General features: G+C 49.2%; 23 protein-coding genes. 7 read left to right on the top strand and 16 right to left on the bottom strand.

The genetic code is table 11. From position 1 onward, the window contains the following. Positions 1 to 33: 33 nt before the first annotated feature. Genes B0475_RS15305 through ccmA form a run of 10 tightly spaced genes read right to left on the bottom strand, consistent with a single transcriptional unit; the run spans position 34 to position 7,654 of the window. On the bottom strand, positions 34 to 981 hold the full coding sequence (locus B0475_RS15305; RefSeq protein WP_077412759.1) for an isopenicillin N synthase family dioxygenase: 948 nt from the start codon (positions 979 to 981) through the stop codon (positions 34 to 36). 5 nt (positions 982 to 986) lie between these two features. Then, positions 987 to 2,108: a tetratricopeptide repeat protein gene (locus B0475_RS15300; protein WP_077412758.1), complete on the bottom strand. Its 1,122-nt coding sequence runs from the start codon at positions 2,106 to 2,108 to the stop codon at positions 987 to 989. Next, entirely contained in the window at positions 2,101 to 2,481 is a 381-nt protein-coding gene (locus tag B0475_RS15295) for a cytochrome c-type biogenesis protein (protein WP_077412757.1), read from the bottom strand. Before B0475_RS15295 ends, B0475_RS15300 begins: the two co-directional genes overlap by 8 nt. Continuing rightward, positions 2,481 to 3,011 (bottom strand): DsbE family thiol:disulfide interchange protein, encoded by a 531-nt coding sequence (locus tag B0475_RS15290; protein ID WP_077412756.1) that lies wholly within the window; start codon positions 3,009 to 3,011, stop codon positions 2,481 to 2,483. Before B0475_RS15290 ends, B0475_RS15295 begins: the two co-directional genes overlap by 1 nt. After that, a complete protein-coding gene (locus B0475_RS15285; protein WP_077412755.1) occupies positions 3,008 to 4,951 on the bottom strand; it encodes a heme lyase CcmF/NrfE family subunit in 1,944 nt (647 codons plus the stop codon). The genes B0475_RS15290 and B0475_RS15285 overlap by 4 nt, the downstream gene beginning before the upstream one ends. A gap of 2 nt (positions 4,952 to 4,953) precedes the next feature. Beyond that, on the bottom strand, positions 4,954 to 5,415 hold the full coding sequence (gene ccmE, locus B0475_RS15280) for a cytochrome c maturation protein CcmE (RefSeq protein ID WP_077412754.1): 462 nt from the start codon (positions 5,413 to 5,415) through the stop codon (positions 4,954 to 4,956). Next, positions 5,412 to 5,570, bottom strand: coding sequence for a heme exporter protein CcmD (gene ccmD, locus B0475_RS15275; RefSeq protein ID WP_077412753.1), 159 nt, complete (start codon positions 5,568 to 5,570; stop codon positions 5,412 to 5,414). The genes ccmE and ccmD overlap by 4 nt, the downstream gene beginning before the upstream one ends. Further along, entirely contained in the window at positions 5,567 to 6,349 is a 783-nt protein-coding gene (gene ccmC / locus B0475_RS15270) for a heme ABC transporter permease CcmC (protein WP_077412752.1), read from the bottom strand. The genes ccmD and ccmC overlap by 4 nt, the downstream gene beginning before the upstream one ends. Before the next feature lie 4 nt (positions 6,350 to 6,353). Continuing rightward, entirely contained in the window at positions 6,354 to 7,016 is a 663-nt protein-coding gene (gene ccmB, locus B0475_RS15265; RefSeq protein ID WP_077412751.1) for a heme exporter protein CcmB, read from the bottom strand. Continuing rightward, positions 7,013 to 7,654: a heme ABC exporter ATP-binding protein CcmA gene (ccmA, locus tag B0475_RS15260; RefSeq protein ID WP_157893008.1), complete on the bottom strand. Its 642-nt coding sequence runs from the start codon at positions 7,652 to 7,654 to the stop codon at positions 7,013 to 7,015. The genes ccmB and ccmA overlap by 4 nt, the downstream gene beginning before the upstream one ends. Before the next feature lie 99 nt (positions 7,655 to 7,753). Here ccmA and B0475_RS15255 point away from each other — a divergent pair, with 99 nt between their 5' ends. The 5 genes from B0475_RS15255 (at position 7,754) to cobB (ending at position 13,032) form a co-directional block, all read left to right on the top strand. After that, positions 7,754 to 7,933: a hypothetical protein gene (locus B0475_RS15255; protein ID WP_077412749.1), complete on the top strand. Its 180-nt coding sequence runs from the start codon at positions 7,754 to 7,756 to the stop codon at positions 7,931 to 7,933. Positions 7,934 to 7,959: 26 nt separating this feature from the next. Next, positions 7,960 to 8,166: a hypothetical protein gene (locus B0475_RS15250; protein ID WP_077412748.1), complete on the top strand. Its 207-nt coding sequence runs from the start codon at positions 7,960 to 7,962 to the stop codon at positions 8,164 to 8,166. 454 nt (positions 8,167 to 8,620) lie between these two features. Next, positions 8,621 to 11,947, top strand: coding sequence for an nSTAND1 domain-containing NTPase (locus B0475_RS15240; protein WP_077412746.1), 3,327 nt, complete (start codon positions 8,621 to 8,623; stop codon positions 11,945 to 11,947). Positions 11,948 to 11,959: 12 nt separating this feature from the next. Continuing rightward, entirely contained in the window at positions 11,960 to 12,310 is a 351-nt protein-coding gene (locus B0475_RS15235; protein WP_077412745.1) for a hypothetical protein, read from the top strand. Between the two features lie 26 nt (positions 12,311 to 12,336). Continuing rightward, on the top strand, positions 12,337 to 13,032 hold the full coding sequence (gene cobB, locus B0475_RS15230) for a Sir2 family NAD+-dependent deacetylase (RefSeq protein ID WP_077412744.1): 696 nt from the start codon (positions 12,337 to 12,339) through the stop codon (positions 13,030 to 13,032). On the opposite strand, the gene B0475_RS15225 is transcribed toward cobB, so the two are convergent. Together B0475_RS15225 and B0475_RS15220 are read right to left on the bottom strand one after the other, a co-directional pair. After that, positions 13,007 to 13,927, bottom strand: a complete 921-nt coding sequence (locus B0475_RS15225; protein ID WP_077412743.1) for a sulfotransferase family protein — start codon at positions 13,925 to 13,927, stop codon at positions 13,007 to 13,009. The genes cobB and B0475_RS15225 overlap by 26 nt on opposite strands. Beyond that, on the bottom strand, positions 13,924 to 14,601 hold the full coding sequence (locus tag B0475_RS15220; protein ID WP_077412742.1) for an aspartyl/asparaginyl beta-hydroxylase domain-containing protein: 678 nt from the start codon (positions 14,599 to 14,601) through the stop codon (positions 13,924 to 13,926). The genes B0475_RS15225 and B0475_RS15220 overlap by 4 nt, the downstream gene beginning before the upstream one ends. Before the next feature lie 514 nt (positions 14,602 to 15,115). On the opposite strand from B0475_RS15220, the gene B0475_RS15215 reads away from it, so the two are divergent. Beyond that, positions 15,116 to 18,010 carry a serine/threonine-protein kinase gene (locus B0475_RS15215; RefSeq protein ID WP_077412741.1) on the top strand — a complete coding sequence of 965 codons (2,895 nt, stop codon included), beginning with the start codon at positions 15,116 to 15,118 and terminating at the stop codon, positions 18,008 to 18,010. Here the strand turns inward: B0475_RS15215 and B0475_RS15210 are convergent. Beyond that, on the bottom strand, positions 18,007 to 18,618 hold the full coding sequence (locus B0475_RS15210; protein WP_198538331.1) for an ECF-type sigma factor: 612 nt from the start codon (positions 18,616 to 18,618) through the stop codon (positions 18,007 to 18,009). The two genes, B0475_RS15215 and B0475_RS15210, sit on opposite strands and share 4 nt — an antisense overlap. Before the next feature lie 152 nt (positions 18,619 to 18,770). Here B0475_RS15210 and B0475_RS15205 point away from each other — a divergent pair, with 152 nt between their 5' ends. Next, a complete protein-coding gene (locus B0475_RS15205) occupies positions 18,771 to 19,481 on the top strand; it encodes a Crp/Fnr family transcriptional regulator (RefSeq protein ID WP_077412739.1) in 711 nt (236 codons plus the stop codon). 115 nt (positions 19,482 to 19,596) lie between these two features. On the opposite strand, the gene B0475_RS15200 is transcribed toward B0475_RS15205, so the two are convergent. From B0475_RS15200 to B0475_RS15190, 3 genes are all read right to left on the bottom strand, one after another. Beyond that, positions 19,597 to 21,738 carry a cytochrome D1 domain-containing protein gene (locus tag B0475_RS15200; protein ID WP_269799130.1) on the bottom strand — a complete coding sequence of 714 codons (2,142 nt, stop codon included), beginning with the start codon at positions 21,736 to 21,738 and terminating at the stop codon, positions 19,597 to 19,599. A gap of 140 nt (positions 21,739 to 21,878) precedes the next feature. Next, positions 21,879 to 24,065, bottom strand: a complete 2,187-nt coding sequence (locus B0475_RS15195; protein ID WP_077412738.1) for a TonB-dependent receptor plug domain-containing protein — start codon at positions 24,063 to 24,065, stop codon at positions 21,879 to 21,881. Positions 24,066 to 24,187: 122 nt separating this feature from the next. Further along, the gene (locus B0475_RS15190; protein WP_157893005.1) at positions 24,188 to 26,011 is read right to left on the bottom strand and encodes a nitric oxide reductase activation protein NorD; all 1,824 of its coding nucleotides are present in this window, start codon (positions 26,009 to 26,011) and stop codon (positions 24,188 to 24,190) included.

The following is a 26,011-nucleotide window of genomic DNA, read 5'->3' as shown; positions in this document are numbered from 1 at the left end:
CAACCAAAAATTGTCAACTTTGCAGTGTTCCGCTCAGGCCAGACCGATTTCACGCAATCGTTGATTCAAAAAGTCACGGGCAGTGATGTCTGGGTACTTGGCACCTGTTCCATGACAGGATGGAATACAACTGAGTACGGCATCTGGGTGAGGGTGACAGAAAAATGGCATTGAGTATCGGTCTGATGTGTCATCTGATGGATTCACCACACGGTGGGTGGTGGCTGGTATTACTTCATTGGTGATCCGTGACAACATGTCACCGGAGTCGACGACAATTTGTCCCGGAGTGGATTCTACAGCCAACCATTGACCATCCCGGTCAAGCAGTTCCAGGCCACTGTCTGTGGCTCCAACCAGTAGAGTGATCAGGTTGATGTCTTCATGAGCGGCAGCCCGCACAGAGCCGGGTAACTCAAACTCAGTCATTGGTGGATAATGAATGGCCCTCAGGATGGAGTTGCCATCCCTGGTCAGCTTCTCAAAATAATCCTTGGGTACATCAAGAGCCGTAGCCAGAGAGCGGAACATCACCAATGCCGTTTGGTCCAGCTGCTCATACAACGCATAGGTTTTGCGTTTGAAATCAGCAATTTCTTCTGGCCACAGGTTGGCAGGATATTCTTCGGCCAGGTGATGTCCTGCCGGCACTTCTCGTCCTACATGCCAGAATTCTTTCAAATCCGGATTCTCACTGTTTTTGGCGTGTTCCTGTAAACGAGGAACATAGCCACGTTTACCTCCGTCGTGGATGTTGTATCGTTGTTTGCTGGCCAAAGGCAGCTTGAAAAAAGATTTGAATACCTGATAACAGTCATCCACCAGATTAAAATCAAACTGGTAAGGATTGAGGACAATGAAGCCATAATCGACCAGTCCGGCGTAAAACTGATCAACGAATCGTTGTTTTTCAAGTTCGGTCCCGGCCAGATAGTCTTCGAGGTTGAGTTCCGGGACTTTGCGAATGGTTGGATTGTTCATGGGGATTACTGTTCCAGAATGAGTTGAATGTTGGTGTTGGTTTTCGGGCTGATCACCGATGTCGACTTCAAGTCGTCTGCAGCCGGTGTGGCGCTGCCATTGAGGCTGAGTTTGGCGCTGAATGAAAGCTGTTCAAACGAGCTGAGTTTGCGTTCCGGATTCAAGCTGTTGCGATCAGTCAGGGTAACCAGAATGGGCCAGTTAAAAGGTGTATTGACCGGCACCGCGGCCACTGGCATGGGCGGACCGTTGACTTCACGGGCGTAAATAAACAAACGTGATTGTGGACTCAGTGGCATGTCTTTCACGGCAGCTGATGCATCTACCAGAACATCAAACAGAGGTTGGCTGTTGTTGTTTTCTGGCTGTGGGTCAATGGGTGGCTTATTCTGAGCGGCCCTGGCTTGATTGATTTGCTTGGTGATGGTGTCACGGACATTGGGGCTGCCGACCATTGGCAGCAAGGTGGCCCATAATTCTTCGGCGGCTTCAAATTGCTGTTTTTCAAAGTGGATGATGCCTTGTAACCACATGGCTTTTTGATTCAGTGGTTGCAGGCGCAGGGCTTTGGCGATCAAGGCTTCTGGCTCACCCAGGAAACTGCCGGTTCTGTTGCGAAAGGCGATGGCTTCTGCCAGCTCTGTGTGCACATTGGCGTTGTCAGGCGCCAGGGCAATGGCCTGTTGATAAGCCGCAACTGCTTTGTCAAATTCCTGCATTCGCATCATACTGCGACCATAAAGTAATTGTCCTTCCAGGTCATTGGGGTCTTCTGCCAGTTTGGTTTCCAATTGACGGATGGCGGTTTCCAGATCGGGTGCGGATTCATTGGCTTCATTGATGGAAATCCGTTCTTCAATGGGGATTTCCTGAAACCAGACATAATCGATGATCAGTGTAGCCGGGATGATCAGCAATGCCATCCATAACGTGACTTTGGCGGTGTTGTTGCTTTGTTCGTTGAGCTGGTTCAAGGCGTTCAGGTATGTGTGCTGTTCATCACCACCTTGTTGAATTTTCTTCAGCAACCATCGTTTTTCATCAGCTTGTCCCTGTCGGCCAAACCAGAATGCAAATAACAACAGGGTCAGTGCGCAGACCAGCAGATAAACCATCAATTCATTCATCTTTGGCACCCCTGATTTTGATGAACAGGATCACCCCGCCCAGTAAGAAAACCACCAAAGGAGAAAACCACAGAAATGCCGTACTGGCATTCATTGGAGGGTCGTAGTTCACAAAATCACCATAGCGTTCTATCATGTAATTTTTGATGGATTCTGCATCCTGTCCACTGCGGACAAATTCAGCTACCTGGTCTTTGAGGTCCTTGGCCAGGCCGGCATCAGAATCTGCCAGGTTTTGGTTTTGACACACCAAACAGCGCAACTCCTTGGTCAGTTGCTGATACAGCGCTTCTTGTTCAGGGGTATCGAATTCGTAGACTTCTATGGCTTGAACAGCGGTGCTGAGCAGCAGTAATATGACGAGCTTTTTCATTATGGTCTTAATTGTTCAATGCGGGGCATCAATTGTTCTCTGATGTTTTCTTCAGTCAACACCCCGGTTATTTTGTGCACTATGATGCCCTGAGCATCAATGAGAAACGTTTCAGGCGCGCCGTATACGCCGAGGTTGATGGCGGTGTCGCCTTCATAATCAACCAGTATTTCATGATAGGGGTTGCCCCACTTCCGTAGCCATCGATCGGCATCAACCGCTTCGTCTTTCCAATTCAGTCCCACCACTTTGATGGTGCCGGATTGGGCCAGTGCAGTCACCAAAGGGTGTTCATACTGACAGCTGGGACACCAACTACCAAACACATTCAGTAGCCAGGGCTGACCACGAAAATCCTGTTCAGTCAGCACCTGATTGCTGTACAGCGTTGGGTGCTTAAATGGCGGTACAGGTTTGCCAATCAGGGGCGAAGGCAGGTCTTCAGAATGGGTGCTCAAATTGACATACAACAAGCCAATAAGGGCGGCAAAAATGCTCAATGGCAACAAGGCGATGAGGGCTTTCTTCATGACAGTTTCAGTCGCTCCTGCATGACCTGGTCGACCTGCTGTTGTTCCAATCGCTGACTGCGTTTGCTGAACAAGGCAATCACTGCTCCGGCCATCATCATCAGACCGCCAAACCACATCCAGCGGATAAATGGTTTGATGTAAATGCGCACGGCCCAGTCACCCTGATCATTGACAGCTTCGCCCAATGACACATAAATGTCTTTGGTGAAGCCCGGATAGATGTCTGCCTCGGTCATGGGTTGTTGTTGTTTGGGATAAAAACGTTTTTGAGGATTCAGTTCAACAATGGGCCGTCCGTTTTGGCTGACCTGAATGGAACCTTGCTGAGCCTGGTAGTTTTCAATTTTGACCTGACTCACACCATTAAAGGTGAAATCATAGCCAGCCACTTGTGTGGTTTGACCGGGTTTGAGCAGAATGTCTTTCTCTACGTCTTTATGTTCAGTCATTGACATGCCAAATAAGAACACCGCAACACCCAGATGAGCGACAGACATGCCGACAAACCCGGCATTCATGCGCCCAGGGAATTTCAAAATCTGGCCCACTGATGATGAAGCGATCCAGAAGCCGCCAAAGATACCTGCTGTGGCCCGCAGATTCAATCCATCAAACAAGAAGTATGCGCCAACAGTGAGCGCCGTGGCAATGAAAAAGTGTGGTAGCAGTGCTTTGATCGCTGCGCCCATCTTGTCTTTGTGCCATTTAAGCTGAGCGCCCAGGGGTAACAACACGGCCATGGGGATCATCAACAGGAAAAACATCAGACCAAAATAGGGTGAACCCACAGATATTTTCTTGCCCATGGCTTCAAAAATCATGGGAAACAGGGTGCCCAGCAGAATGGTGAATGTAGACGTAATGAAAATCAGTGAATTGGCCAACAGCATGGTTTCCCGGGATTCCAGGTTTATGGCGTCCCTGGAACGCAATTGATTGACGCGCAGGGCATACAATGTCAGTGCACCTCCGGCGTATATGCCAAGCAATACCAGAATGAAAACCCCTCGAAACGGATCAGCGGCAAAAGAATGCACCGATGTGATGCTGCCTGAACGTACCAGGAATGTTCCCAGTACACAGAGGCTGAAGGCAATGATGGCCAACAGGACCGTCCAGCCCCGGAAAGCGTTTTTACGCTCGCTGACTGCCTGCACATGGATCAATGCGGTACCAGCCAGCCAGGGCAAGAATGAGGCGTTTTCTACCGGGTCCCAAAACCACCAGCCACCCCAGCCCAATTCGTAGTAAGCCCACCAGCTGCCCAAAATAATGCCGACAGTCAAAAATGCCCAGGCCAGGTTGGTCCAGCGACGTGACCAGCGGATCCATTTTTCATCAATTTGCCCTCCGATCAGTGCGGCCACAGCCAGGGCGAAGGCCACAGACAGTCCCACATAACCAAAATACAACAGAGGCGGGTGAATGATCATGCCGAAATCCTGCAACAAAGGATTCAGGTCGCGGCCATCCAACGGTGCCGGATTGGTGATTTCAAATGGGTTGGAAGCAAACAGTACGAAAGCCAAAAAACCTGTGGCGATGATACCCAATACAGACAAGACCCTGGAAACCTGGCTGAGACTCAGTGAACGGCTGTACCTGGCCACGGCGGCAATCCACAACGCCTGTACAGTGACCCACATCAGTACAGAGCCCTCATGAGCCCCCCAGGTTGCGGTTATGCGGTAACGCAAGGGTAATTCGAGGCTGGAATGTTGCCAGACATAGGTCACCGAAAAATCCTGCATAACGAATAAGCTCACCAGGATCACAAAGGTGGTCAGCACCAGGACAAACAACAGATAGGACAATGGTCTGCCCGTTTTCATCAATTGTTCGTTGTTTTTAAAGTAACCCACCATGGGCAAGACCATCAGCACAGCTGAGGTGCACAAGGCGAGCACCAGGAGAAATTGTCCGGTATTGGCCAGCATAATTATTCAATGCCTCCCTGCTCATACTTTGCGTTTTGCGTCTTGGCTTTTTCCAAAGCATCAGCCACCTCTGGTGGCATGTAGTTTTCATCGTGTTTGGCCAGTACTTCCTCGGCGACAAACAAGTCTTTGTTGACCATTTGGCCTATGGTCACCACACCCTGACCTTCCCGGAACAGGTCAGGCAAAATACCTTCAAACTGGACAGTCACATCCTGAGCAAAATCGGTCACTATGAATTCCACTTTGAGGGTGTCTGGAATGCGTTGCATGCTGTTTTCCTTGACCATGCCGCCCAATCTGAAGTTGCGGTTCTCCGGGTATTGGCCGGCACTGACTTCAGTGGGACTTTTAAAGAACATGATGTTTTCTTTGAATGCGGTGAGGAAAATAGCCACCGCTATGGATACCCCGAGGGCAACCATAAGGATCAGCAACAACCTTTTCTTGCGGGTAGGGGTCATGATTGTTTTCTCCGGTTTTTGGCTTTGATTTGTCGTTTGATGTGTTTGGCTCTGTTTCTGACGCTGACATAATCAGCCAACATGGCCACTGCGAACACCCCAATGGATGTCCACACGTAAAAATCGTATTTACCCATGTCAAACCATTCCATCATGATGACACTCCGGGTTTATGGCGGGCTTGCCCGTCAATGGCTTTGCTTACCCATTGTTTGTGTTGTTCGGTTTTTAACAGGTAACTTTGTGCCCGGCTCAACATGGAATACAGGAAATAAAACTTTGTGGCCAGGGCCATCACCAGCAAGGGCCTGAGCATGTCCCAGTCCTGGATGCCGTTAGAACCCCCCATCAGCGAGACAGAAGAACCCTGGTGAATACTGGTCCACCAGTAAACTGAGTAGCGGATGATGGGCAAATTGACCAAACCGATGATGGCCACCAAAGCAGCCAGTCTGGCTGCTTTGCGAGGGTCTTCGTCATAGGCGGCGTAAATACCCATAACCCCAATGTACAGAAACAGCAGGATCAGTTCTGATGTCATGCGTGCATCCCAGTCCCAGTATGTTCCCCACATGGGTTTACCCCAAAGCATACCGGTGAGCAGCGTCACAGCAGTGAACAAGGCTCCAATGGGGGCGCTGGCCATCATCACAGCTTCAGCGACTTTCATACGCCAGACGAAAGTCATGATGCCAGCCACTCCCACAATGGCATAGATGAACATGCTCATCCAGGCGGCCGGTACGTGAACAAATATGATGCGGTATGAATCACCCTGTTGATAATCTTCGGGAGCAAAAAACAAGCCATCGATCAAACCATAGAGGGTTAATCCCAGAGCGAGCACCAACAACGGAGTCAGCCAGTGACTGGTGATGCGGTAAAAACTGGGCGGGGAACCCATTTCGTGATAAAACTTAATGATTCGGTTCATTGATTTATTCCAGGTTAATCTTGATGGCTGCAGCCGCTGCCAGCGGTGCCAGTGTCAGGCACAAAACAGCACAACCGGATAATAGCATTAAATGCCCATAAGCTGAATTGCCGAGGGTGGTTTCCAACACCGCACCGGCACCAAAAATCAGCACTGGGGCCAACAATGGCATCACCAAAACACTCAACAGCATACCGCCGTTTTTGATGTTCATGATCAAAGCAGAGCCAATGGTTCCTAACAGACTGAATATGGGGGTGGCGATCAATAATGAAAGCATCAGAATACCATTGGCCTGTTCAGGTAAGTGCAACAGCATCCCGGTTACCGGAGCAAACAGGATCACTGGTATCCCTGTGGTCAGCCAGTGGGCCAATGCTTTGCTGAGTACGGCCAAAGGCAGGTTCATGCCTGACAATACGTAGACTCCGAGACTGCCATCTTCAAAATCATCCTTGAAAATGTTTTCCAGGGTGATCAGGGTGCTGAGTAAAGCCAGAATCCAGACCACAGCCGGTGCAATTTTGGCCAGGGTTTGAGCACCCGCCCCAAGGCCCAGGGGAAACATGGTGACGATCAGTAACTGAAACACCAGCGGCTGATAAATGTTTGATTTCTTTCGCCAGCTGACCAGCACATCCCGTTTGACCAATGCCTGAAACCTCATGAGCTCACCTCAGCAGCTGATGGTTGCAATGTGATGTGGTGATCCGCCAGGGCATGGATTTTTTTCTGGTCATGAGCGGTTAACAACACCGCGCCACCTTGTTTTAGGTGCCGTTCAATCATTGCGTAAAGCCAGTCACAACCACCATGGTCCAGGTTGACGAATGGTTCGTCGAGTAACCAGAAGGTTTTGTTGAGCATCAGCAGACGACTGAGTGCCAGGCGTTTTTTCTGGCCGGCCGAAAGGTCGTTGGCAAATTGGTATTCATAGCCCGCCAGTCCAGCCTCTTCAAGCAGAAGTTCCAGTTGATGTTGAGTCACTGAAGTGGCGTTGATGGAAGCCACAAACTGCAAATTTTCCAGGCAAGTGAGGTTGGCTTTGTTACCCAGCTTATGTCCCAGGTAATGACTGTTTTGTAACCAGACATGCTGCTCTGCTGATTGAGCAAAACGGGCTTCACCACGGCGCAACAGGCTCAGCCCGGCCAAGGCTTCCAGCAAGGTGGTTTTACCTGAACCATTGGCGCCGGCAATCACGGCCAGCTGCCCGGGCTGCAGAATAAAGGAAACCGGTGCAAACAACAACTCTCCGGAGCGCTGGCACTGGGCATTTTTAATCTGTAAAGAAGCTGAGGTCAATGGTCGGAAGATGGGCTGTTTTGCTGTGTGCTGATTTTAATTTCTCAGCCAGGAAAAGTAAAGAAAAGCCCCCTCATTTGGGCACCAGAAGGGGGATTAATGAACAAAAGTTTGATCCAGAGCAAAGCAATGCCATTGGTGGCCTCAAAGATCGCACTCTGCGTGGGCTGGGTGACCGTTGGTAAGCAAAATGATGCCGTTGGTCTGAAAGGCAACCACAGAAGCCATTGGCAGCCGTTATTGGGACTGTTTTTCATTTATGATTACCTGCGATCATAACAGCAAAAACACACTGAGGGACACACATGAACACCGCAGAGATTCACACATCGGGGGATGATGAACAAAGAAAGCAACTGATGACCAACATCAAAGTGTTGCAAAGGGAACTGGTAAAAACCAGTATGAAGCCCAGCAAAGACGCTTTGCAATATGCTCAGCTACTCAGTGCCATTCATACCGAACGTGCCAAGTTAAAAGCGCTCAATGCCAGGGCACCCGTCAGCGGCTGATCATTGTGTCACATGCGGTCATTCGCCTGATTTAAAATCAACTCAAACACTTGTCTTGCAGGTGCTCAAAAAACCATATGAGGCACCTGCAAGGCAGACACCCACACCCTTTAATTTCAGTTTGATGAAGGACTGAATCGCTTCCACGTCGGAGAGCTGATCATCAGCTCGACCCGTCGACTTGGTTAGGCAGATCATGCAGATATGGCGGTTTGACGAAGTCAAGAAGCCATAATGGAATGATCGATAAGCCGTGAGCGATAGCGAATCAGAGCGTCGGGCGCTTGATCACACGACATGATCACCGAGGCCTCGATCTCTGTTCCAGACGAGACCCTAACTCCTCCATCCATAGAGTCGGCTTTCACTTTTGTCAGGAACAAAAGTGAATGAAGTCCCAAGATCATTCCCTTGATAAAATATATACCCAAAAAAACAAAAATGTTGGCTAAATTTGACTGCTCATGGCATACTGAAACGGATTGATCTGAACCACCCCGGGGCCACATTGAATCAACACAACAAAGCATCATTTTATTTGGGTGACTGGTGCGTCATTCCAGATCAGTGCCGGTTACAAAACAGTCAGGACATCAAGCATTTACAGCCAAAATTGATGGAGGTTTTGCTGTATCTGGCTGACCATCCTTCGCAAGTCATCAGCATGGATGAATTGATCAGTGCCTGTTGGCTGGGCATGCCTATCAGCGATAATCCAATTCATAAAACCATCGCTGAGTTGCGCAAAGCTTTGGGTGATTCAACTGAACAGCCAAAGTACATCAAAACCATCCCCAGAAAAGGTTACATGTTGATTGCCAAAGTGTCACACAAAAACAACTTTGATGGTGACACAGAACCCTTCTGGCAGGAAGGCATTCCCTTTTTGGGTAATCAGCCGATGCTGCAAAAACACGCAGAGATCTTTTTTGCCCGTGAGACGGCACTGGCTGATGTGACCCAGATGATTGCCCGGCTCAACCGGGCAGACCGGGCATTGATCCAGCTCAGCGGCTCTTCAGGATGTGGCAAAACATCATTCATTCAGGCTGGTGTGATACCGAAATTGCTCAACCCATATAAACCATTCAAAATCAGTTTTACCCAGGCGTTGTGTTGGGATTTGGCCATTCACTCAGGCACTGAAACTTTGCGCTCTTCATTGCAACAACAAGCCTTTTTTTCAGACGTCTTTGGTGCTGAGCAATTGCCTCAGGATGACGCTGAAAAGCCACGCACAGTTCAGGCAGATGAGGAGCAGCTGACCGGCAGCGAACAACGGCTCATCGTATTCATTGATCAGATTGAACATTGGATGTTTGATCCGCGTACCGAAGATGGGTCACCATCCCGGATTGATGACTTGATGCAGTTGATTGATACTTTGTACCGCTCAGGGAAATGTCTGCTGGTGTTAAGTGCCCGTGATGAAGCCAGTCAGGAACTGACCCAACGACTGGAACGGGTATGCCATGATGGACAGTTGTTGCCATACAGACTGCCCGAGATGTCCGGCAGTGAGAAAATGCAGTGGTTAAAAAAGACCTTTCAGGCAGCCGGTCTGTTTTTTGCTGTCAATGCAGCCAGACAAACAACCTTGCTGGACCAGATCAGTCAATTGGTGAATCGTTATCACCTCAGCCTGAGTACATTGCAGGTGCTGTTTCAAAGGTTGTGTGAGGGACACAACAGCAGTGAATTGTCATTCAAGGATTACCAGGACATGGGTGGGATTGAGGGCATCATGGGCACCCATCATGAACACGTGTTTAAACAGTTGACACCTGAACAACAGGCACAGGTTTCCAGTCAATTTCCCGCATTGATTGGTTTTGAATCGATTGAGCACCAACGACCGGTATTGAAGTATCCTGACTGGGTGGTGATACAAAGAGAAGTGGATCAGTCGATTTTGACCCGGCTGCTTGATTTGCGGATTTTGAAGAGCAATCTGCGGGGCGCGCAAATTCAACTCAGTTTCAATGAAAAAAACATGGTTTACCTGTGGCCCAGACTGGGCGATTGGATCGAAGCTCATCAAAACCTACTGATCAAACAGGTTGAACTTAAGCTGATGGCCATTCGTTGGGTGAATGCCGGGAAACATCCGGCGGCTTGTTTAAATGTGCCAGATTTTCAGAGGTTGGTGACAACCCCACCTGTCCCAACCAGTGACCAGTCCGATTCTGTGCAAGAGTTCATCGCTCACTCCAAAACCCACATCAGGCGCCATCAAGCCAGTAAACTGTCTGCCATCATGCTGGGTGTTGCCTGTGCCCTGGGGATGGTTTGGTTTTGGTATCAGGAGCAAAAAACTGAACATCAATGGCAACAAACCCAGGCCCAGTTAATGGGGCTCAGCACCGTATTGACAGAACAAATCAGTCCACAGTTAAAGCAGGCAGGAGCCCTGGAACTGATGCAACGAATCAATCAGGAGGTGATCGGGGTCTATGCCAGTCAACAAAACGCATTGACTGCCAAGCAGTGGGCACAATACATGGCCACTTATAACCAACTGGGAACATTGAGTGTTAATCAGCGGGAAGACGAACAGGCCGCTGATTTCTTTACTGCTGGTATCGCATTGGCCGGACAGTCTGCCATCATTGATCATCCTGGTGTATTGAATCAAAAAATGCTCAGCCATTACTGGCTCGGACACCTGGCATTCAATCATCAGGAATTCAGTGTGGCCAACACCCATTGGCAAGCCTATTTGGCGTTGGCCAGACAATTGCGGGATCTCGAGCCTGATCAGGATCAATGGGTTCTGGAACATTCCTATGCATTGAATAACCTGGGCAGTCTTGCTGAAAAGTCAGATCAATTGGACAGTGCTGAACGCTATTTTTCACAATCCATCGCCTTAAAAACGGCATTGCTCAGCCGCAAACCGGATGATCAGTTGTTGATTGCCGATCTGGCTGACAGCTGGTCCTGGCAGGGTAATGTGCTGCGCAAAAAAGGGGCGCTGGGCGAGGCGCTGAAGGCCTATGAGGATTCCAGGGTTTTGACGGCCAGTTTGGTTGATGATGCATCAGCCAGACAAATGAAACTGCACCGGGAGTCCCTGGCACTGCATCGCATGGCCAGCGTGACTTTTGATCTGGGATTCATTGATCAGGCACAAACATTGGCAACTGAAGCCATTGGCAAAAGTCAGCAGCTGAATTTACTGGCGCCTGAACAACATAACCACAAAAAAGAATTGCTTGGCCTGCACTTATTGAATGCCACCATAGACCGCCATGCCGGCGATCCCGATGCGGCTTTGCAGCACATTCAGCAAGCCAGCCAGTTGATTGAATTTTTTAAACTGAATTTACGTATGTCGCCGAGAATCTCAGCAATGAAAATGCGGCTCAAACTGGAACAGGCCTTGCTGTTTTATGACCATGAGCAACCTGAATCTGCATTGCAAGCCATTGAAGAGGGTATGCAATTATGGAATGATCAGGCAGTGGCAGCGCAACGTTCTGCACAATTGGCTTATGTGATGCTGTGTCTGAATCAATTAAAAATACTGGACCAGGTTGAGCAGACTGTCAGACAAGTGGGCAGCCGGATTCAGCTGGATCATGCCTGGGCTCAAATTACGGCCATGCTTGAGGACAACCCGCAAAGTCAGCAATTGATGGCCATTTATCTGGCACTCAGCCATGCACGCAAGGGGGACATCAGTCATCACGAATTTGTTCGCTTGCTGAAGGACTCTGAATACCGGAACCCGGAATTCTATCAACCCCTGATTGAAGAACAACTAATCACATTTCACTAAAAAGAGGCTTATATGAACATTCAACTAACCGTTGCCTATGTGGCATTTGGTGGCAACACCGGACAAGGAGCGTATTTTTATAGTTATTCACCGGACATCATCCAGGTAACTGAAAAAGACACCAAAATGAATTTTGTGCTTTCAGATGCCACCGATGAACGGTTCATCATTAACCAACTGGTGAGCACCGATGCCAACCAGCAATTTGAACCAGCTTTACTGGAACAGGGCAAACGTTCCATCAGGGTGATGAACAAAAACACCCACAGTCAGTTGACCATGGTTTCTGTGTTGGTCCAGGACACCACCACAGGTGCATACATCAGTTGTGACCCACAAGTGTTGAACGTTCCGGATGAGTGACCACTGCGGGCTGATATAATGCGTCCATGAATCAATCATTTAACCACGTGGTGGTGCTCACCGGAGCAGGCATATCTGCAGAAAGCGGGCTGTCTACCTTTCGCGACAACAATGGATTATGGGACAACCACCGCATTGAAGAGGTGGCCACGCCTGAGGCTTTTGATCGGGATCCTCATTTGGTGCATCGGTTTTATAACATGAGACGGGCAGCACTGAAAACAGTTTACCCCAATGCAGCCCATCAAATACTGGCTGACATTGAGACAGATTTTGAATCATTTTTGCTGGTGACTCAAAATGTGGATGATCTTCACGAACGTGCCGGCAGCAAGCAATTGATACACATGCATGGTGAGTTACTGAAACAACGTTGTATACAATGCCATCAGGTCAGTGCCACAGATGAAGACCTCACTGTCGAATCGGTGTGTCAGTCTTGTCAGCGAGCGGGCACACTCAGGCCGCACATTGTGTGGTTTGGTGAAATGCCGTTGTTGATGGATGAGATCATGCAGTCCCTGTTGCGTTGTGATTTGTTTGTTTCCATTGGTACCTCGGGTACCGTTTATCCGGCAGCCGGTTTCGTCGAGCTCGCCAATCAGGCAGGTGCACACACGGTTGAATTGAATCTTGAACCTGGAGATCAGGCCAACGCCTTTCAAACCTCACTTCATGGCCGGGCCAGTGAAGTGGTCAGTCAGTTTTTTGATAACCTTTAAGTACATCCTGCCACTGTGAGCGCAAAGTATTGATGGCGTGTTCGTGTCGGCGCCATTTGTTTGGATCAGGTGGTGTCAGGGTGCTTCTTGACAGCACCATATCAACCTCAGGCTGATGGTTCAGACCGGGTTGGATAAACTGCAATAAAGCCAGGATCGCTTGTTCCGGTGATTGCCTCAAGGCCTCGTAACTGATGTCACAATGACTGTCAGCAGGCAGTTTGGCGAGATCCTGCTGAATGGTTTGATTACTTCTTATCCACTGGAAACAGGCTATTTCAGCCAACTCATGGCCAATCAGATCTTGCCAGCCAGAAGGCAACAGAAAACACCAGGCCGGTAAATGCCAGCCTGGTAAATTGGGATAGGTCACAAACCTGCCGGTTTGCAGGCCCACCTGCCAGGCTTCAATCAGGCTGGCGATGGCAGGTTGCGGCTGACGGTGCATGTAGATGAATCGCGCCTGGGGAAACAGTTGGCGCAAAAATTGAATGTTCAGCGCATTGCGTGGGGTTTTTTCCACCATCAGTGGTTGAGCAGGAGCATCAACAGCAGGGTCCAGATAGCGTTGACCCCGATGGTTTTGTAGTAAAAACAACATCGCCGATCTGATCAGCCGGATGGTTTTCGCATCGGCATGGGATTGATCCAGTGCACCGGATTCCTGATTGGTGTTATTAAACCTGAGGTGAGGGAACAGGTTGAAAATCACATGGGTTTCAAAACCAATGCTCCAGATGTCCTGTTGTTTACACAACTGTTCAAACAACAAGGTACTGCCTGACCGTGGTGCAGATACGATGATGTGTATGTGTTTGAAACACGCCGCCAGTTGCTCATCACTGAGGTGAGCCGTGGCGTGGCTGGCCATCTGCAGCATTTGTTGGGGATTCATTGGGGAAAACAATAACAGGGCACCTGCAATCGGTCGGTTGCCATACAGGCCTGCGGTGTGCACAGTTCGCCGGGATGGGTCTTGTCAGCACAACAACAAGGTTCTCCGGGAATGACAAAATCTACGATCAAGTGCACCCGGTCGACTGGACTGTTGTTGTGTACGGAATGCATGCGCCGATTATTGATCTCCACCACTTCTCCAACTGGAATATGAACGGTCTCATCACCAACGGTGAAATCCACATCTTCGTGGGTGATGATCGGGATATGGATGCGGTGGGAATGAGCCAGAGAAAAGTTTTTGTCCTGATGGGCTTCAATGATTCCACCGGCTTTGAGTTTAATGATGTTGGCCCTGATGAAGTAACCCAGCCCGTATTGACTGATCAATGATTGATTGGCTGCTTGTTGCTCATAATACTGAGCAATGTAACTCAGTATGGGCTGGATAATCGGACCAAATACGTCCAGTGCCGGATGTTTGGTGGGATTCATGTGACGAAAATCGGGGTCATGTACCAGGTTAATGGTTTCAGTGTGTTCGTGAACGTCATAGCGTTGTTGCCGGGTCACATCCAGTGACCAGTGTTTGCTGGTTAAGTGTTCGACCAGTTGTATCACCGGTGACACATCGGCATCACACAAGTGTTTGAAATTACCACCAAAATTCATTGTTTTTTGATTGTCAGCGTGAAGATGAATGATTGATTATAATGAATCCGATGGTCACCAATCAATGAAACTTGTGCATACATGGGTAACTGTCAGTGATCATTGAGGATTCAGTTGCTGGATGCCATTGTATTTATTCCTGATAGAAGAGTAGATGAAGCCATGCGGTTGGATAAAAGACACCGTCAACCCAGTCATTGCGTTCAAATCATCGCTTGGGTTCAATTATTTTTACCGGGGAGTGAATTTTTTTCTGACAATTTCGAATACTGAATATAAGCATCTTAAAAATGCCGGTTCATTGATCGCACACACAATTATGTCCGGCTTGAGCCCAGAGTCACCGGAATTGAATGGAATTGTTTTTAGCCCCCCTTTTTGAAATTTCCAGCCGGTGGCTCGATCTGATTGACCAGGTTGCTGGGATTGGCTTGATGAAGCCAATTTTTATATTGACCAGGTTAACCTGAATCAGTGATGATAAATAACCCGGTAAAAACAGTGCAAAAAGCCAATGATCACCGACATCGCCAAATGGAAAAAAGTCAAACCCATCTTTGAATCATTGTTTGATTACCCGCTACCGGTTGCACTGAAAAAGCTGCATGCCATGACGGACCTTTCCGAAGAGGAGCAATCTGCCGTTCGCCGGCTGTTGTTCGGGGTTCACACGAAAGACACGCTTATGGACACCAATGCTCAGGACTTGTTCAAACAACACCTTCAACAGGGCAATGACCTGTCAGGAGAACAGCTGGGTGAATACCATTTGTTGAAACTCATCTCCCGGGGAGGCATGTCATCAATTTACCTGGCAGAGCGAACGGATGGTTCGATCCAGAAAAAAGTGGCGATCAAAGTGATGGCAGGCTGGCAGGTGTCAGATGCCAGCAAAGAATTGTTTAACCACGAACAAACCATCCTCTCCAGGTTGCGGCATCCCAACATCATCACCATGCACCACGGTGGAGTCAGTGATGATGGATTGTTTTACATGGTGATGGATTATGTGGCCAATGGGGTTCCATTTGATCAGTATGTGAAACAACAAGGGCTGTCTCAGCGGGAAATTATTCTGTTGTGTCTAAAGGTGGCCAGAGCCATCAGTTATGCTCATGGCAATCTGGTGATACACCGTGACCTGAAAGCCAGTAACATCCTGATCGACGACAATCATCATGTGGTGGTGGTTGATTTTGGTATTGCTTCTTCTGAACATCAGCACGAGGATGCTGGCCTGAGGGTTTACACGCCGGAAATTGCTTCACCCGAACAGATCCTTGGGCAGGATATCTCTGTGGTAACCGATGTGTTTTCACTGGCAGCCACCACCCTGACACAATTGTTGCAAACCCCTGCATTGCCCAATATTGACCCGCAGAATTATGATCCTCAGGTTGATCGTGACCACATTGATCAATTGTTGCAAGAAGCTTCAATGTCCCATGAACTGAAACTTATTTTCCGTCAGGCATTGGCGATTGACCCTGCAGACCGCTATGAGTCCATGGATCATTTTGCTGAAGATCTGGACTACTGGCTGCACAACAAACCGATTTCATTGCTCAGTGATTCCAGAACTTATTTGGTCAAAAAGCTGGTCAGCCGCAACCGACTGGTGACAGCCTTTGCCGCGCTGGCACTGCTGGTGTTACTGGTCAGCCTGGTGATGGTCAGCAATTTCGCCCACAACGCATATCAGGCAGCCAACAGGGCTGATGCTTCGCTGGCATTTGTGACCAATATCCTGAATCAGGCTGATCCGTTCATGGCCAGAAACGGCCAGGTGACCATCAAAGAAGTCCTGGATGCAAATCATGACATTCCGTTGGAGCAAGTCAATGGAGACCTTACCCTGAAAGAAGAGCTGCATCGGAAACTGGGTGAAATATACATCAAACTGGGGCTACTGGATGAAGCGTTGGTTCAGTTTGAACAAGCCGTTGCCATGCAGCAATCACTGTACCCCGAAACCGATCAGCTGACCCTCAAAACCCGAAATGTACTGGCCAGTATTTACCTGGCACTGGGCCGGGTAGATGCAGCCATTGTGACTTCAGATGCGGTGTTGTCAGCTCATCAGGCAGCCGGACTGCAAGATGACAATGTGGTGGCTGAGGCGAAGATGAATCTGTTGCAGGCATATGGCAGCTTCGCTGGTCGGAACATTCATGATCAGGCTCGGTTTGAGCAATTGTTGCCAGAGTTGATTGATGCCGCAGATGAACAGTTACTCACCGACATTGATGTCAAAGTCAATGTGATGTCGAGGTTAGCCATTGAAGTTCAGAAAACGCAGGATTATGATCGTGCTGAACGGTATTTCACTGAATCACTGGCATTGCTGGAGGAAACCGAAGGCAAACTGAATTTTGATTATCAGTTGATTTTTCATGATTATGCCATTGCCAAAATTCGCCAGAAACAGCATCAACAAGCAGAAGACATGCTGTTGCAAATCATCGCGGACATCGGAGCCATTGATCCGCTCAATTCACTGCTGGGCAGAACCTGGGAAACCTATTCGTCGTTGCTGCTCAGAACAGATCGTCCGCAACAGGCGATCAAGGCTCTGGATCAGGCCACCCGGATTTTCGAAGAATCTGATAATCACAATGGCTTGTATTATGCGCTGTCTAAACGGGCCATGTATCATTTTGAGTTATTCAATTACCTGCCTGGGCTGATGGATCAATTGAGGTTCATTCCTGATCTGCTGAAGTCTGCCGGCCCCGGCAGTCCCGTTGTCACCGCCAGCCTTGGTCATCTGATGATGATGCTCCATGCCGCTGATGAAAACGATCTGGCCAATCAGGTGATGGTGGCGTTACAGGCTGATGTTGGTCTGATGGAGAGTCAGCAAGCCAACCTGATGGCCTATCTGGCATACGGAGCCATCAGTAACTGGGTGGATGGCGGAATTGATCAGGCGCTCACAACACAGGCCTACCTGCATGAATACAATAAAAAACCGGACGCCTCGCTTTATCAGTTGCTTGATTACCTGGTCAGCGGTGACGAACTACACAGTTTTACTGTGGCACAATACTTCAGTGAAGAAGACATCAAACACAGCTTCATCAACCGGGTCAGGTTACTGCAAAGACTCAATCAGTCTGACAGCAGTGAAACGGTGAATGATCAGCAACTGGATCAGTTGTGTGTTGTGGACCGGGCATTCGTTCGTTTTCGTCAGATTGAAATGAAGCAACTGTTTTTGACAGCTTGTGAACAGGCTTACCAACGAGCTGGTCGCAGCAGTCCGGATGAGTTGCTCAGGACCCAGGGGCAATTGGCCGATGCAGTGGCAGCATTCAACCATCAGTCCCGGCAGGATATCAGGCAGCAAACACGCGCCATTCTGGCGTCCCTGTCAGCAAATGGCAGGCCTCCTGATGCGGTGCATTAAGGGTTGTCATCTGTTTGATTCTGTCCTTCTTCAATCAAGTTGATGAGGTAAGATTTGGCCATGGTCCAGCGTTTGAATACAGTGCTTTTGGGCTGTCCCTTGATGTCAGCGATTTCATCAAAAGTAAATCCCCCAAAAAATTTCAACTCGGTGATGCTGGCCAGTTCTTCATCGATCTGCTCAAGTTGTTCCAGCAAGCGATCAAGTTCAAGTAATTTAAAATCCAGGTCATCCTGCTGAATGAGTTGGGTGACTTTCAATTCGGTGTGGATGCCTTCGTTTTTCTGATTGTGAGCCTGTCTGACCAGGTCGACCAGATAAAACCGCATGCACCGGGCAGACAAGGAATAAAAGTGATTCCGGTTTTTAATGGACAGGCTTTTTGAGTTATTGAGTTTCAGGTAACACTCATGCACCAACTGGGTGGCACTGATGCTTTCATTGGGGTTGAGCTTATTCAGTTGAATACTGGCCAGTTGTTTGACTTTGTCGTACAGCAGATCGAATAAATCATTGAGTACCTTTTGATCTTCCAGGTTGGCCTGATTGATGAACTGGGTCACGTTGTCGAGGTTGATCTGCATTTTGGCGAAAGGTAAATGAATCATTGTAAACAAATTCAGGCAGAATCGCTCAGTTTCTGCCTGTTGTTGTGATGGCTTGCACCCGGAATGTGACGCACACATCATTTTGTTGTGGTCATATTCCCTGGCCCAAGTGTGATTCCCATGTACAATAACGAAAGGTTAAAAAAGCGTGAATGATGTTACACAAAGATTTGAATAAACAAGTGGTTGATGCGTTGCGTTCGTGTGTGTTGTTTTCTGCCATGGATGAGCATCAGTTTGCCAGGGTGCTGAGTATGTCAGAATTGATCCAAAAGCAAGCCGATCAGATGATTTTTCAACAGGGAATGGACTTGACGCACATTTATTATGTTTATGACGGGGCTGTAAAGCTGGGCAGAGGTACCCTCAAAGGTGATGAAAAAATCATTGATGTGGTATTTGCCGGTAATACCTTCGCAGAAGGGGTGTTGTTTGCCGGTGCACCCAAATATCCGGTCACTGCAACGGCACTGAAAGCCTCGGTGATTGTCGGCATACAGGCAAAACCCTTCTTGCAATTACTGAAAAGTTCCGCTGACTTGTGTATCAATATGCTTGGCCACCTTTCGGTCAGGCTGCACTGGATGGTCAATGAACTGGACAAACAAACCCTGCACAACGCTTCATTCAGGGTGATTGATTATTTTTTGTCACAGGTTTCAGCAGACATCACAGCCTCATACCAACTCAAACTGGCGGTGCCCAAAAGGGACATCGCTTCTCGGTTGTCCATCAAGCCTGAAACCTTCTCCCGCGCCTTGAAAGCCCTGGAGAAAAGGTCATTGATTGAGGTTAAAGAGAAAAAAATCATTCTTAACCACGTGGCTCAATTACGTTCACTGCTGGAGACCGAGGCGTTATAGACAAGTCATAAAAAAGCGCTGCCCCCCGGAGGAAGTGCAGCGCTTTCGCTTTGCTGTTTATTGACGGTTGACCTGACCCCTCCCGTCCCTGGGTCATTCAGGTCAAATGTCCGTCTTAATAAACATCTTCAACGGTGTTGTGAACATTGAACTTACCGGTTGGGGTAATCAATCGCTCGTCTTTGATGACGTGTTTCAGTTGACGGGTCTTGTCATCCACCACCACAATGGCTGAGGTTTGATCTTTGCCATTCCAGACTGAAAACCACACTTCATCTCCCTGCATGTTGTATTCTGGCTGTACCACGCGCTTGGCACCTTCGCCAAGATCAGCCCATTCGGCGATCGGTAGCACTTCAAAACCAGCATCCAGGTCTTTGACATTGAACACAGCGACACTTTGTGAAATCGCCGGATCAGGGTTCAAGGGTGAGTCCACCCACAGGTTTTTGGATTTGGGGTGAGATTTAACAAACAGTGATCCACCACCTTGTCCGTGCAATGTTCGGACCACCTGCCATGGGTTTTTACCTTTGGCGTCGGTACTCAGGAAGGTGATTTTATCATTACCCAGGGCACTGGTGATCCAGACGGGGCCGAAGTCAGGGTCGTCCACGTTGGCTCCCCGGCCAGGATGTGGAATTTTGTCAACATCAGTCAGCGAAACCAGTTTACGGTCTTTGGAATCAATCACCGCAATCTTGTCTGATTGGTTGGCCGCTGTCAGGAAGTAGCGTTTGCTGCGGTCCCAGCCGCCGTCATGCAGGAACCGTGCGGCGTTGATGGTGGTAACGGTCAGGTTCTCGATGTCTGAGTAATTTACCAGCAGGATTTTTCCAGTTTCCTTGATGTTGACAATGAATTCAGGATGTTGATGTGAGGCCACAATCGCAGCCACCCGTGGTTCAGGATGGTATTCTTGTGTGTCCACTGTCATGCCCCTGGTGGAAACGATGCGCTTGGGTTCCAGGGTGTCACCATCCATGATGGTGTATTGGGGAGGCCAATATGAACCAGCGATGGCATATTTGTCTTCATAGCCTTTGTATTTAGACGTCTCAACGGACCTCGCTTCCAGGCCCACTTTGATGGTTGCAACAATTTGTGGCGGATTCATGAACAAATCAATCATGTCCACTTTGGCATCGCGACCGATGGTATAGATGTAACGACTTGAAGCTGAGGTTCTGGAAATGTGTACGGCATACCCGGTTTTCAGGATGCTGAAGATTTCTTTGGTATCGCCATCAATGATTGCCACTTCACCAGAATCCCGCAGGGTCACGGAGAAGAAGTTTTCATAATTGCGTTTATGTTGTGGCTTGTCCGGGCGATCTTCAGGAGCGACCAGTACCTTCCAGCTGTTTTTCATCTCAACCATTCCCCATTGTGGCGGAGTGGGTGGTTCATGCTGCAGGAAGCGGGCCAGGGTGTCGATTTCTGCCTCTGTAAAATCTCCGGAAGTACCCCAGTTAGGCATACCAGCTGGCGAACCATAGGTGATCAGGGTTTTCAGGTAATCGGTGCCTTTTTCCCGGGTGATGTCGGTGGTCAATGGTTTACCTGTGGCGCCTTTACGCAACACCCCGTGGCAACCTGCACAGCGTTCAAAATATATTTTGGTGGCAAAGGCAAATTGTTCTTTGGTCATATCAGGACCGTCTGAATCAATCATCTGTACAGTGATTTCGGGATCGATGGCTGACTTGGTGCCTTTGTAACTGGCTTCAGATGAAGAACTGACCGGATGATCGGCAGCGGCACCTGAGGGCACAGCAGCAGCATCATTTCTCAATGCGGCGACTTCTGCCGATGAGACCTGAAAGCCTTCATTGCCCCAGCTGTTCATCACATAAGTCACCACGTTGGCCACTTGTTCATCGTTGAGGTAACTCAGGTTTGGCATGACGGCATTGTAAGTCTTGCCATTGACGGTGATTTCGCCAGACAAACCGCCGATCACGGTTTTGATGGCCCGGTTTTTATCTGCCAGCATATAATCAGATGCGGCCAGCGGAGGGAAGGCACCTGCCAGACCCTGGCCATTGGCCTGATGACAAGCGGTGCAATAGGTTTGATACAGTTTTTCCCCGGCCTGCATCTGGCTGTACAGATCGGTGCTGCCGGCCTGCATTTCGGCTTTGTGTTCTGCCAGGGGGTCTTTGTCAGCTGGCTGATCGGCGGCACAGGCGCTGATACCGGTCATCAGACCGACAATGAGGCCTGCATTCAACAGACTGCGCTTATACATTTTCATGGTTAACTCCTATGATTGATGATCATGTTTGGGGCCGGGTCATACAAGACCCTGAGGCCACTTTGTTCACTATAATTGGCGGCTTGTGGTTTGTAATTGATATAGGTCAATTCGGTTTTTGAGTGGTGAGTCATCATCCATCACCACTCATGAACATAACTGATACGGGCATGCCTTGAGGCCTGCGCCAGGGCCTCGATCAAGGCTTCGTTGTTGTCAAAATTTCTGACCTGTTGCCACAACCAGTATTTCTGGTCGGTCAGATTGAATACCCCAACGGACAGGTGGCCGTTGGGCGTGAGTTGATGGCCGATGGTGAGGTCAAAAGTGACATAGCCTGGGGCGTTGAACAATTCATCATCCGGATCATCTTGCCGATTCTGGGCCTGGCTGAACACACCATAGAGATTTACCAGCCACTTTTTCTTGCTGGACTGCCATTGCAAGAGGCCGGTGGCCTTGGGTGGTGAAAGGTGATTCAATGGCTGATCAGAAACATCGTCCTGGCCCCGGGTCCAGGCCAGTGACCAGTCTGTCCGCCATTGGTCATTGATCTGCCAGTGAAGGTCCAGTTCAGCACCGTAAATGGTGGCATCTTGCACATTGCGGGATTGAAAAATCAGGGCATCGGTGTCCGGGTCACGACCAATCAGGTCCCGACTGATGATCAGGTCACGGTATGTGTTATGGAACACATTGAATTCAACTTGGTGCTGGTTTCCGGCGAATCGAAATCCGGCTTCAAAGCCATTTGAGTGTTCAGATTTGAGTTCAGGATTGGGAATGGCCCGGTAATTGAATAAGGCCAGATTAAAGCCTATGTTGACATCATCGTAAGGTGGAGCCCTGAAGCCACGCACATATTGGGCATACAGATTTATTTCATCACTGAGGTCATACAACACCCCCAGTTTGGGTGAAAAATCGGCTTCACTGATGCTCACAACAGTGGCGTCGCCGGCGCCATTATCAAAAACCGCATCGCGATCCGGAGACAGCTTATAGTGGTCAAACCGCACAGCGGGAACCAGGGTCAAGCGACTGTCGGCAAAACTGATTTCATCATGTATGAAGATTCCCAGTTCTCTGACATCGGTGCGTGGAAAATCCCGCAGGGGAAATTGTTCACCCAACAGATTCTGAGTGGTCAGTCCGGTGAGCAGGTTCGTCTCTTCCGCATTTCTGCTCTCTTCCACAGCAGAAAGGGTGTACTCAACACCATATATCAGCTGGTGTTGTGTGTTGTTGCTGTACCAGGAACGGGTGAAATTCAATTCCAGACCATCGCGGCTGCTGTCAAAGTCAAACCGGCGGTACTGAAACAAAGGTGTTCCCCGCCGGGATGAACGGTTTTCAAAGGTGTCCTGAACGAACCGGGTGTTGGCATGATACAACAGCACATGTCCTTCGTCAGCCCATTGGCCATTGACCAGAAAGTCGATGTTCAGATGGATTTTGTGATCCTTTGACTGATCATCTCCTGACAAGGCAGTGGTGCGACTGAAGCGACCCTGACCAATGAAAGAATTGATCTGCGTGTGCTGATCTTTTTGATTGGCATGCAACCCCAGGCTCAATGTGGTCCCTCCCGATAACTCTGTGTTCCATTTAGCAAACAATGATTGAGCATCCCAGTCGGCGGTGTCTTTGGTCAGATTTGACAATTCATTGATCACGCCCTTGCCATCACGTTGAGTGGCTGACAATAACAGGCCTTGCTGATCACCATCCCATGCCGAACTGAGGGTGATGAATCTGCCATGTCGTTTGCCATCAAAGCCCAGGCGCAGGCGGGTCCAGTTGTCATCTTCATGGCCGGCCAGCAACACATCAGGATCCCAGGTGTTGATGGTCACAACGCCACCCAGAGCATCTGACCCATAAAGCGTTGAGGCGGGGCCTTTGAGGATTTCTATGTTTTGGATCAGGTCAATTTCAGGAAATCCGGCAGTGGCCAATGAGTAAGAACCCAGTTCAAAGGCTTTGGCATTGGGTATGCCATCTATTTCAATGGCCACCCGGTTGCCACCGATCCCGCGAATATTGATGCCTGAGGTGCCGAACCGAGTACCGCCATCTTCCAGGTGGATGTTGGCTTCATACTTGATTGCACCAGCCATGTCCTGAGCCATTGATTCTTCGAGCTGACTGGCCTGGATGACGGAGACGTCTCCGACCACCTCCTGAATGGGTCTGGCTTGTTTATAAGCAACCACTACCAGGTTGTCCAGGTCAGTGGTTTGCTGCGATTGATCGTTGGCCTGACTGATATTCAGCGACAGGCCACAGAGCGCCAACAGGGCGCCAATGGTTGGTTTTGGTTTCATACTTTATGCTCTTTTCTCAAAGGATGTGAGCAGTTTATGAACCGCTGGGCTTGGGGTCATTGATCTGGATCAAGTGGGCTGCTGTGCGTCACCAAAAGCAATGAATATTGATCTGGGTCAAACTATTGGGTCAGTTGCACAAACAGTCTGGGCAATTTTCGGGGTAAGTCCAGGGCATTGTTCAGGTGAATGAAACCCTGGTTACCAAACAGGTAGGGCAGGTAATCGGCAGCCTGGTAATCAATCGACACACAAAAAGGAGTCAGCCCCTGTTGCCTGGCTTCGGTGATCGCCTGACGGGTATCTTCCAAACCATAGCGACCTTCATAGATATCCAGGTCATTGGGTTTGCCATCGGTCAGGATAAGCAACAATTTCTGGTTGTTGTTTTGGGTGTTTAACTGCCTGGTGGCATACCTGATGGCAGCACCCATGCGGGTATAATAGGCAGGTCTGATTGCCTGTATCTGTTCTTCACAACGTTGATCAAATGGCTGCTCAAACGATTTGATGGGGTAATAGCGGACGTGATTGCGCTTTCTTGAAGTAAAACCGGCAATTGCAAAACGTTCATCAGCTGCCGATAATCCTGCACTCAGCAGGAACAAAGATTCTTTGATGACATCGATGACTTTCTTGTCATTGTTGACATGGGCATCAGTAGACAGCGACAGATCCGTGAGGATTAAGGTGGCCAGATCTCGGTTCACCGGCGCCCGGCGCCGGAATAGATTGGCATCGGTGGCTTGCTGTTGTTGGCTGGAGCGGTGTTCCAACACCGCATGAAAATCAATTTCATCACCATCGGCTTGCTTGTTCTGCCAATAACTGATCGGTTTAAGGGCTTCAAATTGTCGCCTGAGGCGGTTAGCCTGTGGTTTTAATTCTGTCGGCCAATGGTGGGTTTCAGTCAGTCTGAGTGCCATCAGTTGTAAGGCGCAGTGGTCCTTTTGCAGCCGTTGTTTGCGGTGATCCCATTCCGGTAACAAAATGCCTTCTGATAACTGCACATCATCGTAATCACTGCCAGGCAAATCCAGATCCAGTTTGATTGTGTGTCCCGCTTCTCCCTGATTGATGCTGAGGTGATCCAGGTCTTCAGCCACCCGCATCACATCTTCATCCCCGCTGTCATCTTCAGAGCGCTCCAGATTGATGAACTCAGACCAGGAGAACAAGCTTTCCAGTCGGAATGACATAAAGCCGCCTTCTTCCTCCTGGGTATCTGTGTGTTCTGCCTGGTGTCTTTTGTGACTGGCTGTGTGTACCTGATCAGCCGAATGTTGAGGTGTGTGACCGGCTTGATCTTGCCGGCCCTTGGTGGCCAGGGCCTGGTCGGTTGACTGTAGCCACATGATGACCGGTTGGCTCAGTTGTGCGGTTTCCCCCTTTCGTGTATGGTTGCCATGAGGATCTGTCAATACCAGTCTGAGCAGGCGTTCGGTGTGTTGCCACTGATGGGGTAAAGAGCTCAGGGCTGGTCGGTTGTTCAGTTCGGCCTGGCTGAGGGAGGTATAAATGTTTGTCAATCCCGGCCACCGTGCCAGGACCTGCCGGGTCAGGTATTGATTGTGTTCAATGAGGTGTTTGGCATGTGGAGATTGATTCAAGCTGGCCAGAGCAGCCAACCAAAAATACAAGGATTGATTCAATGCCCGGGTGGGATGGCATTCGAGCACTTCCGGCAGGTACAGGTGGTCTCTGCTGAAATGTGCCAGTTCTGCTTTTTTGCCAGTCCCGGCGATTATGTGTAACCAGTTGCGGTGTGCCTGAACCACTTTGGCTGATGTGTGACCCAAGCTCACCCCGGCATCACCACCCAATGCCCGGAAATAAACCGCCAGTTGTGTCTGTACGTCTTCCAGTCTGATGGCTGCCTGAGGATATCGGCGCTGGGTCTTACCAGTGATGAAATGGTGCCACTTTTCGCCAACCCATTCTTCCAT

The organism is Marinicella sediminis, assembly GCF_002000055.1.
Classification (GTDB): domain Bacteria; phylum Pseudomonadota; class Gammaproteobacteria; order Xanthomonadales; family Marinicellaceae; genus Marinicella; species Marinicella sediminis.
Note: the sequence above shows the minus strand (reverse complement) of the source record. Positions and strands in the feature narration are given on the sequence as shown.

Bases quoted from the DNA above. Each gene is read 5' to 3' on its own strand.
- B0475_RS15305 (WP_077412759.1), bottom strand. From the start codon at position 981: ATGAACAATCCAACCATTCGCAAAGTCCCGGAACTCAACCTCGAAGAC.
- B0475_RS15300 (WP_077412758.1), bottom strand. From the start codon at position 2,108: ATGAATGAATTGATGGTTTATCTGCTGGTCTGCGCACTGACCCTGTTG.
- B0475_RS15295 (WP_077412757.1), bottom strand. From the start codon at position 2,481: ATGAAAAAGCTCGTCATATTACTGCTGCTCAGCACCGCTGTTCAAGCC.
- B0475_RS15290 (WP_077412756.1), bottom strand. From the start codon at position 3,011: ATGAAGAAAGCCCTCATCGCCTTGTTGCCATTGAGCATTTTTGCCGCC.
- B0475_RS15285 (WP_077412755.1), bottom strand. From the start codon at position 4,951: ATGCTGGCCAATACCGGACAATTTCTCCTGGTGCTCGCCTTGTGCACC.
- ccmE (WP_077412754.1), bottom strand. From the start codon at position 5,415: ATGACCCCTACCCGCAAGAAAAGGTTGTTGCTGATCCTTATGGTTGCC.
- ccmD (WP_077412753.1), bottom strand. From the start codon at position 5,570: ATGATGGAATGGTTTGACATGGGTAAATACGATTTTTACGTGTGGACA.
- ccmC (WP_077412752.1), bottom strand. From the start codon at position 6,349: ATGAACCGAATCATTAAGTTTTATCACGAAATGGGTTCCCCGCCCAGT.
- ccmB (WP_077412751.1), bottom strand. From the start codon at position 7,016: ATGAGGTTTCAGGCATTGGTCAAACGGGATGTGCTGGTCAGCTGGCGA.
- B0475_RS15255 (WP_077412749.1), top strand. From the start codon at position 7,754: ATGAACAAAAGTTTGATCCAGAGCAAAGCAATGCCATTGGTGGCCTCA.
- B0475_RS15250 (WP_077412748.1), top strand. From the start codon at position 7,960: ATGAACACCGCAGAGATTCACACATCGGGGGATGATGAACAAAGAAAG.
- B0475_RS15235 (WP_077412745.1), top strand. From the start codon at position 11,960: ATGAACATTCAACTAACCGTTGCCTATGTGGCATTTGGTGGCAACACC.
- cobB (WP_077412744.1), top strand. From the start codon at position 12,337: ATGAATCAATCATTTAACCACGTGGTGGTGCTCACCGGAGCAGGCATA.
- B0475_RS15225 (WP_077412743.1), bottom strand. From the start codon at position 13,927: ATGAATCCCCAACAAATGCTGCAGATGGCCAGCCACGCCACGGCTCAC.
- B0475_RS15220 (WP_077412742.1), bottom strand. From the start codon at position 14,601: ATGAATTTTGGTGGTAATTTCAAACACTTGTGTGATGCCGATGTGTCA.
- B0475_RS15215 (WP_077412741.1), top strand. From the start codon at position 15,116: ATGATCACCGACATCGCCAAATGGAAAAAAGTCAAACCCATCTTTGAA.
- B0475_RS15210 (WP_198538331.1), bottom strand. From the start codon at position 18,618: ATGATTCATTTACCTTTCGCCAAAATGCAGATCAACCTCGACAACGTG.
- B0475_RS15205 (WP_077412739.1), top strand. From the start codon at position 18,771: ATGATGTTACACAAAGATTTGAATAAACAAGTGGTTGATGCGTTGCGT.
- B0475_RS15200 (WP_269799130.1), bottom strand. From the start codon at position 21,738: ATGAAAATGTATAAGCGCAGTCTGTTGAATGCAGGCCTCATTGTCGGT.
- B0475_RS15195 (WP_077412738.1), bottom strand. From the start codon at position 24,065: ATGAAACCAAAACCAACCATTGGCGCCCTGTTGGCGCTCTGTGGCCTG.
- B0475_RS15190 (WP_157893005.1), bottom strand. From the start codon at position 26,011: ATGGAAGAATGGGTTGGCGAAAAGTGGCACCATTTCATCACTGGTAAG.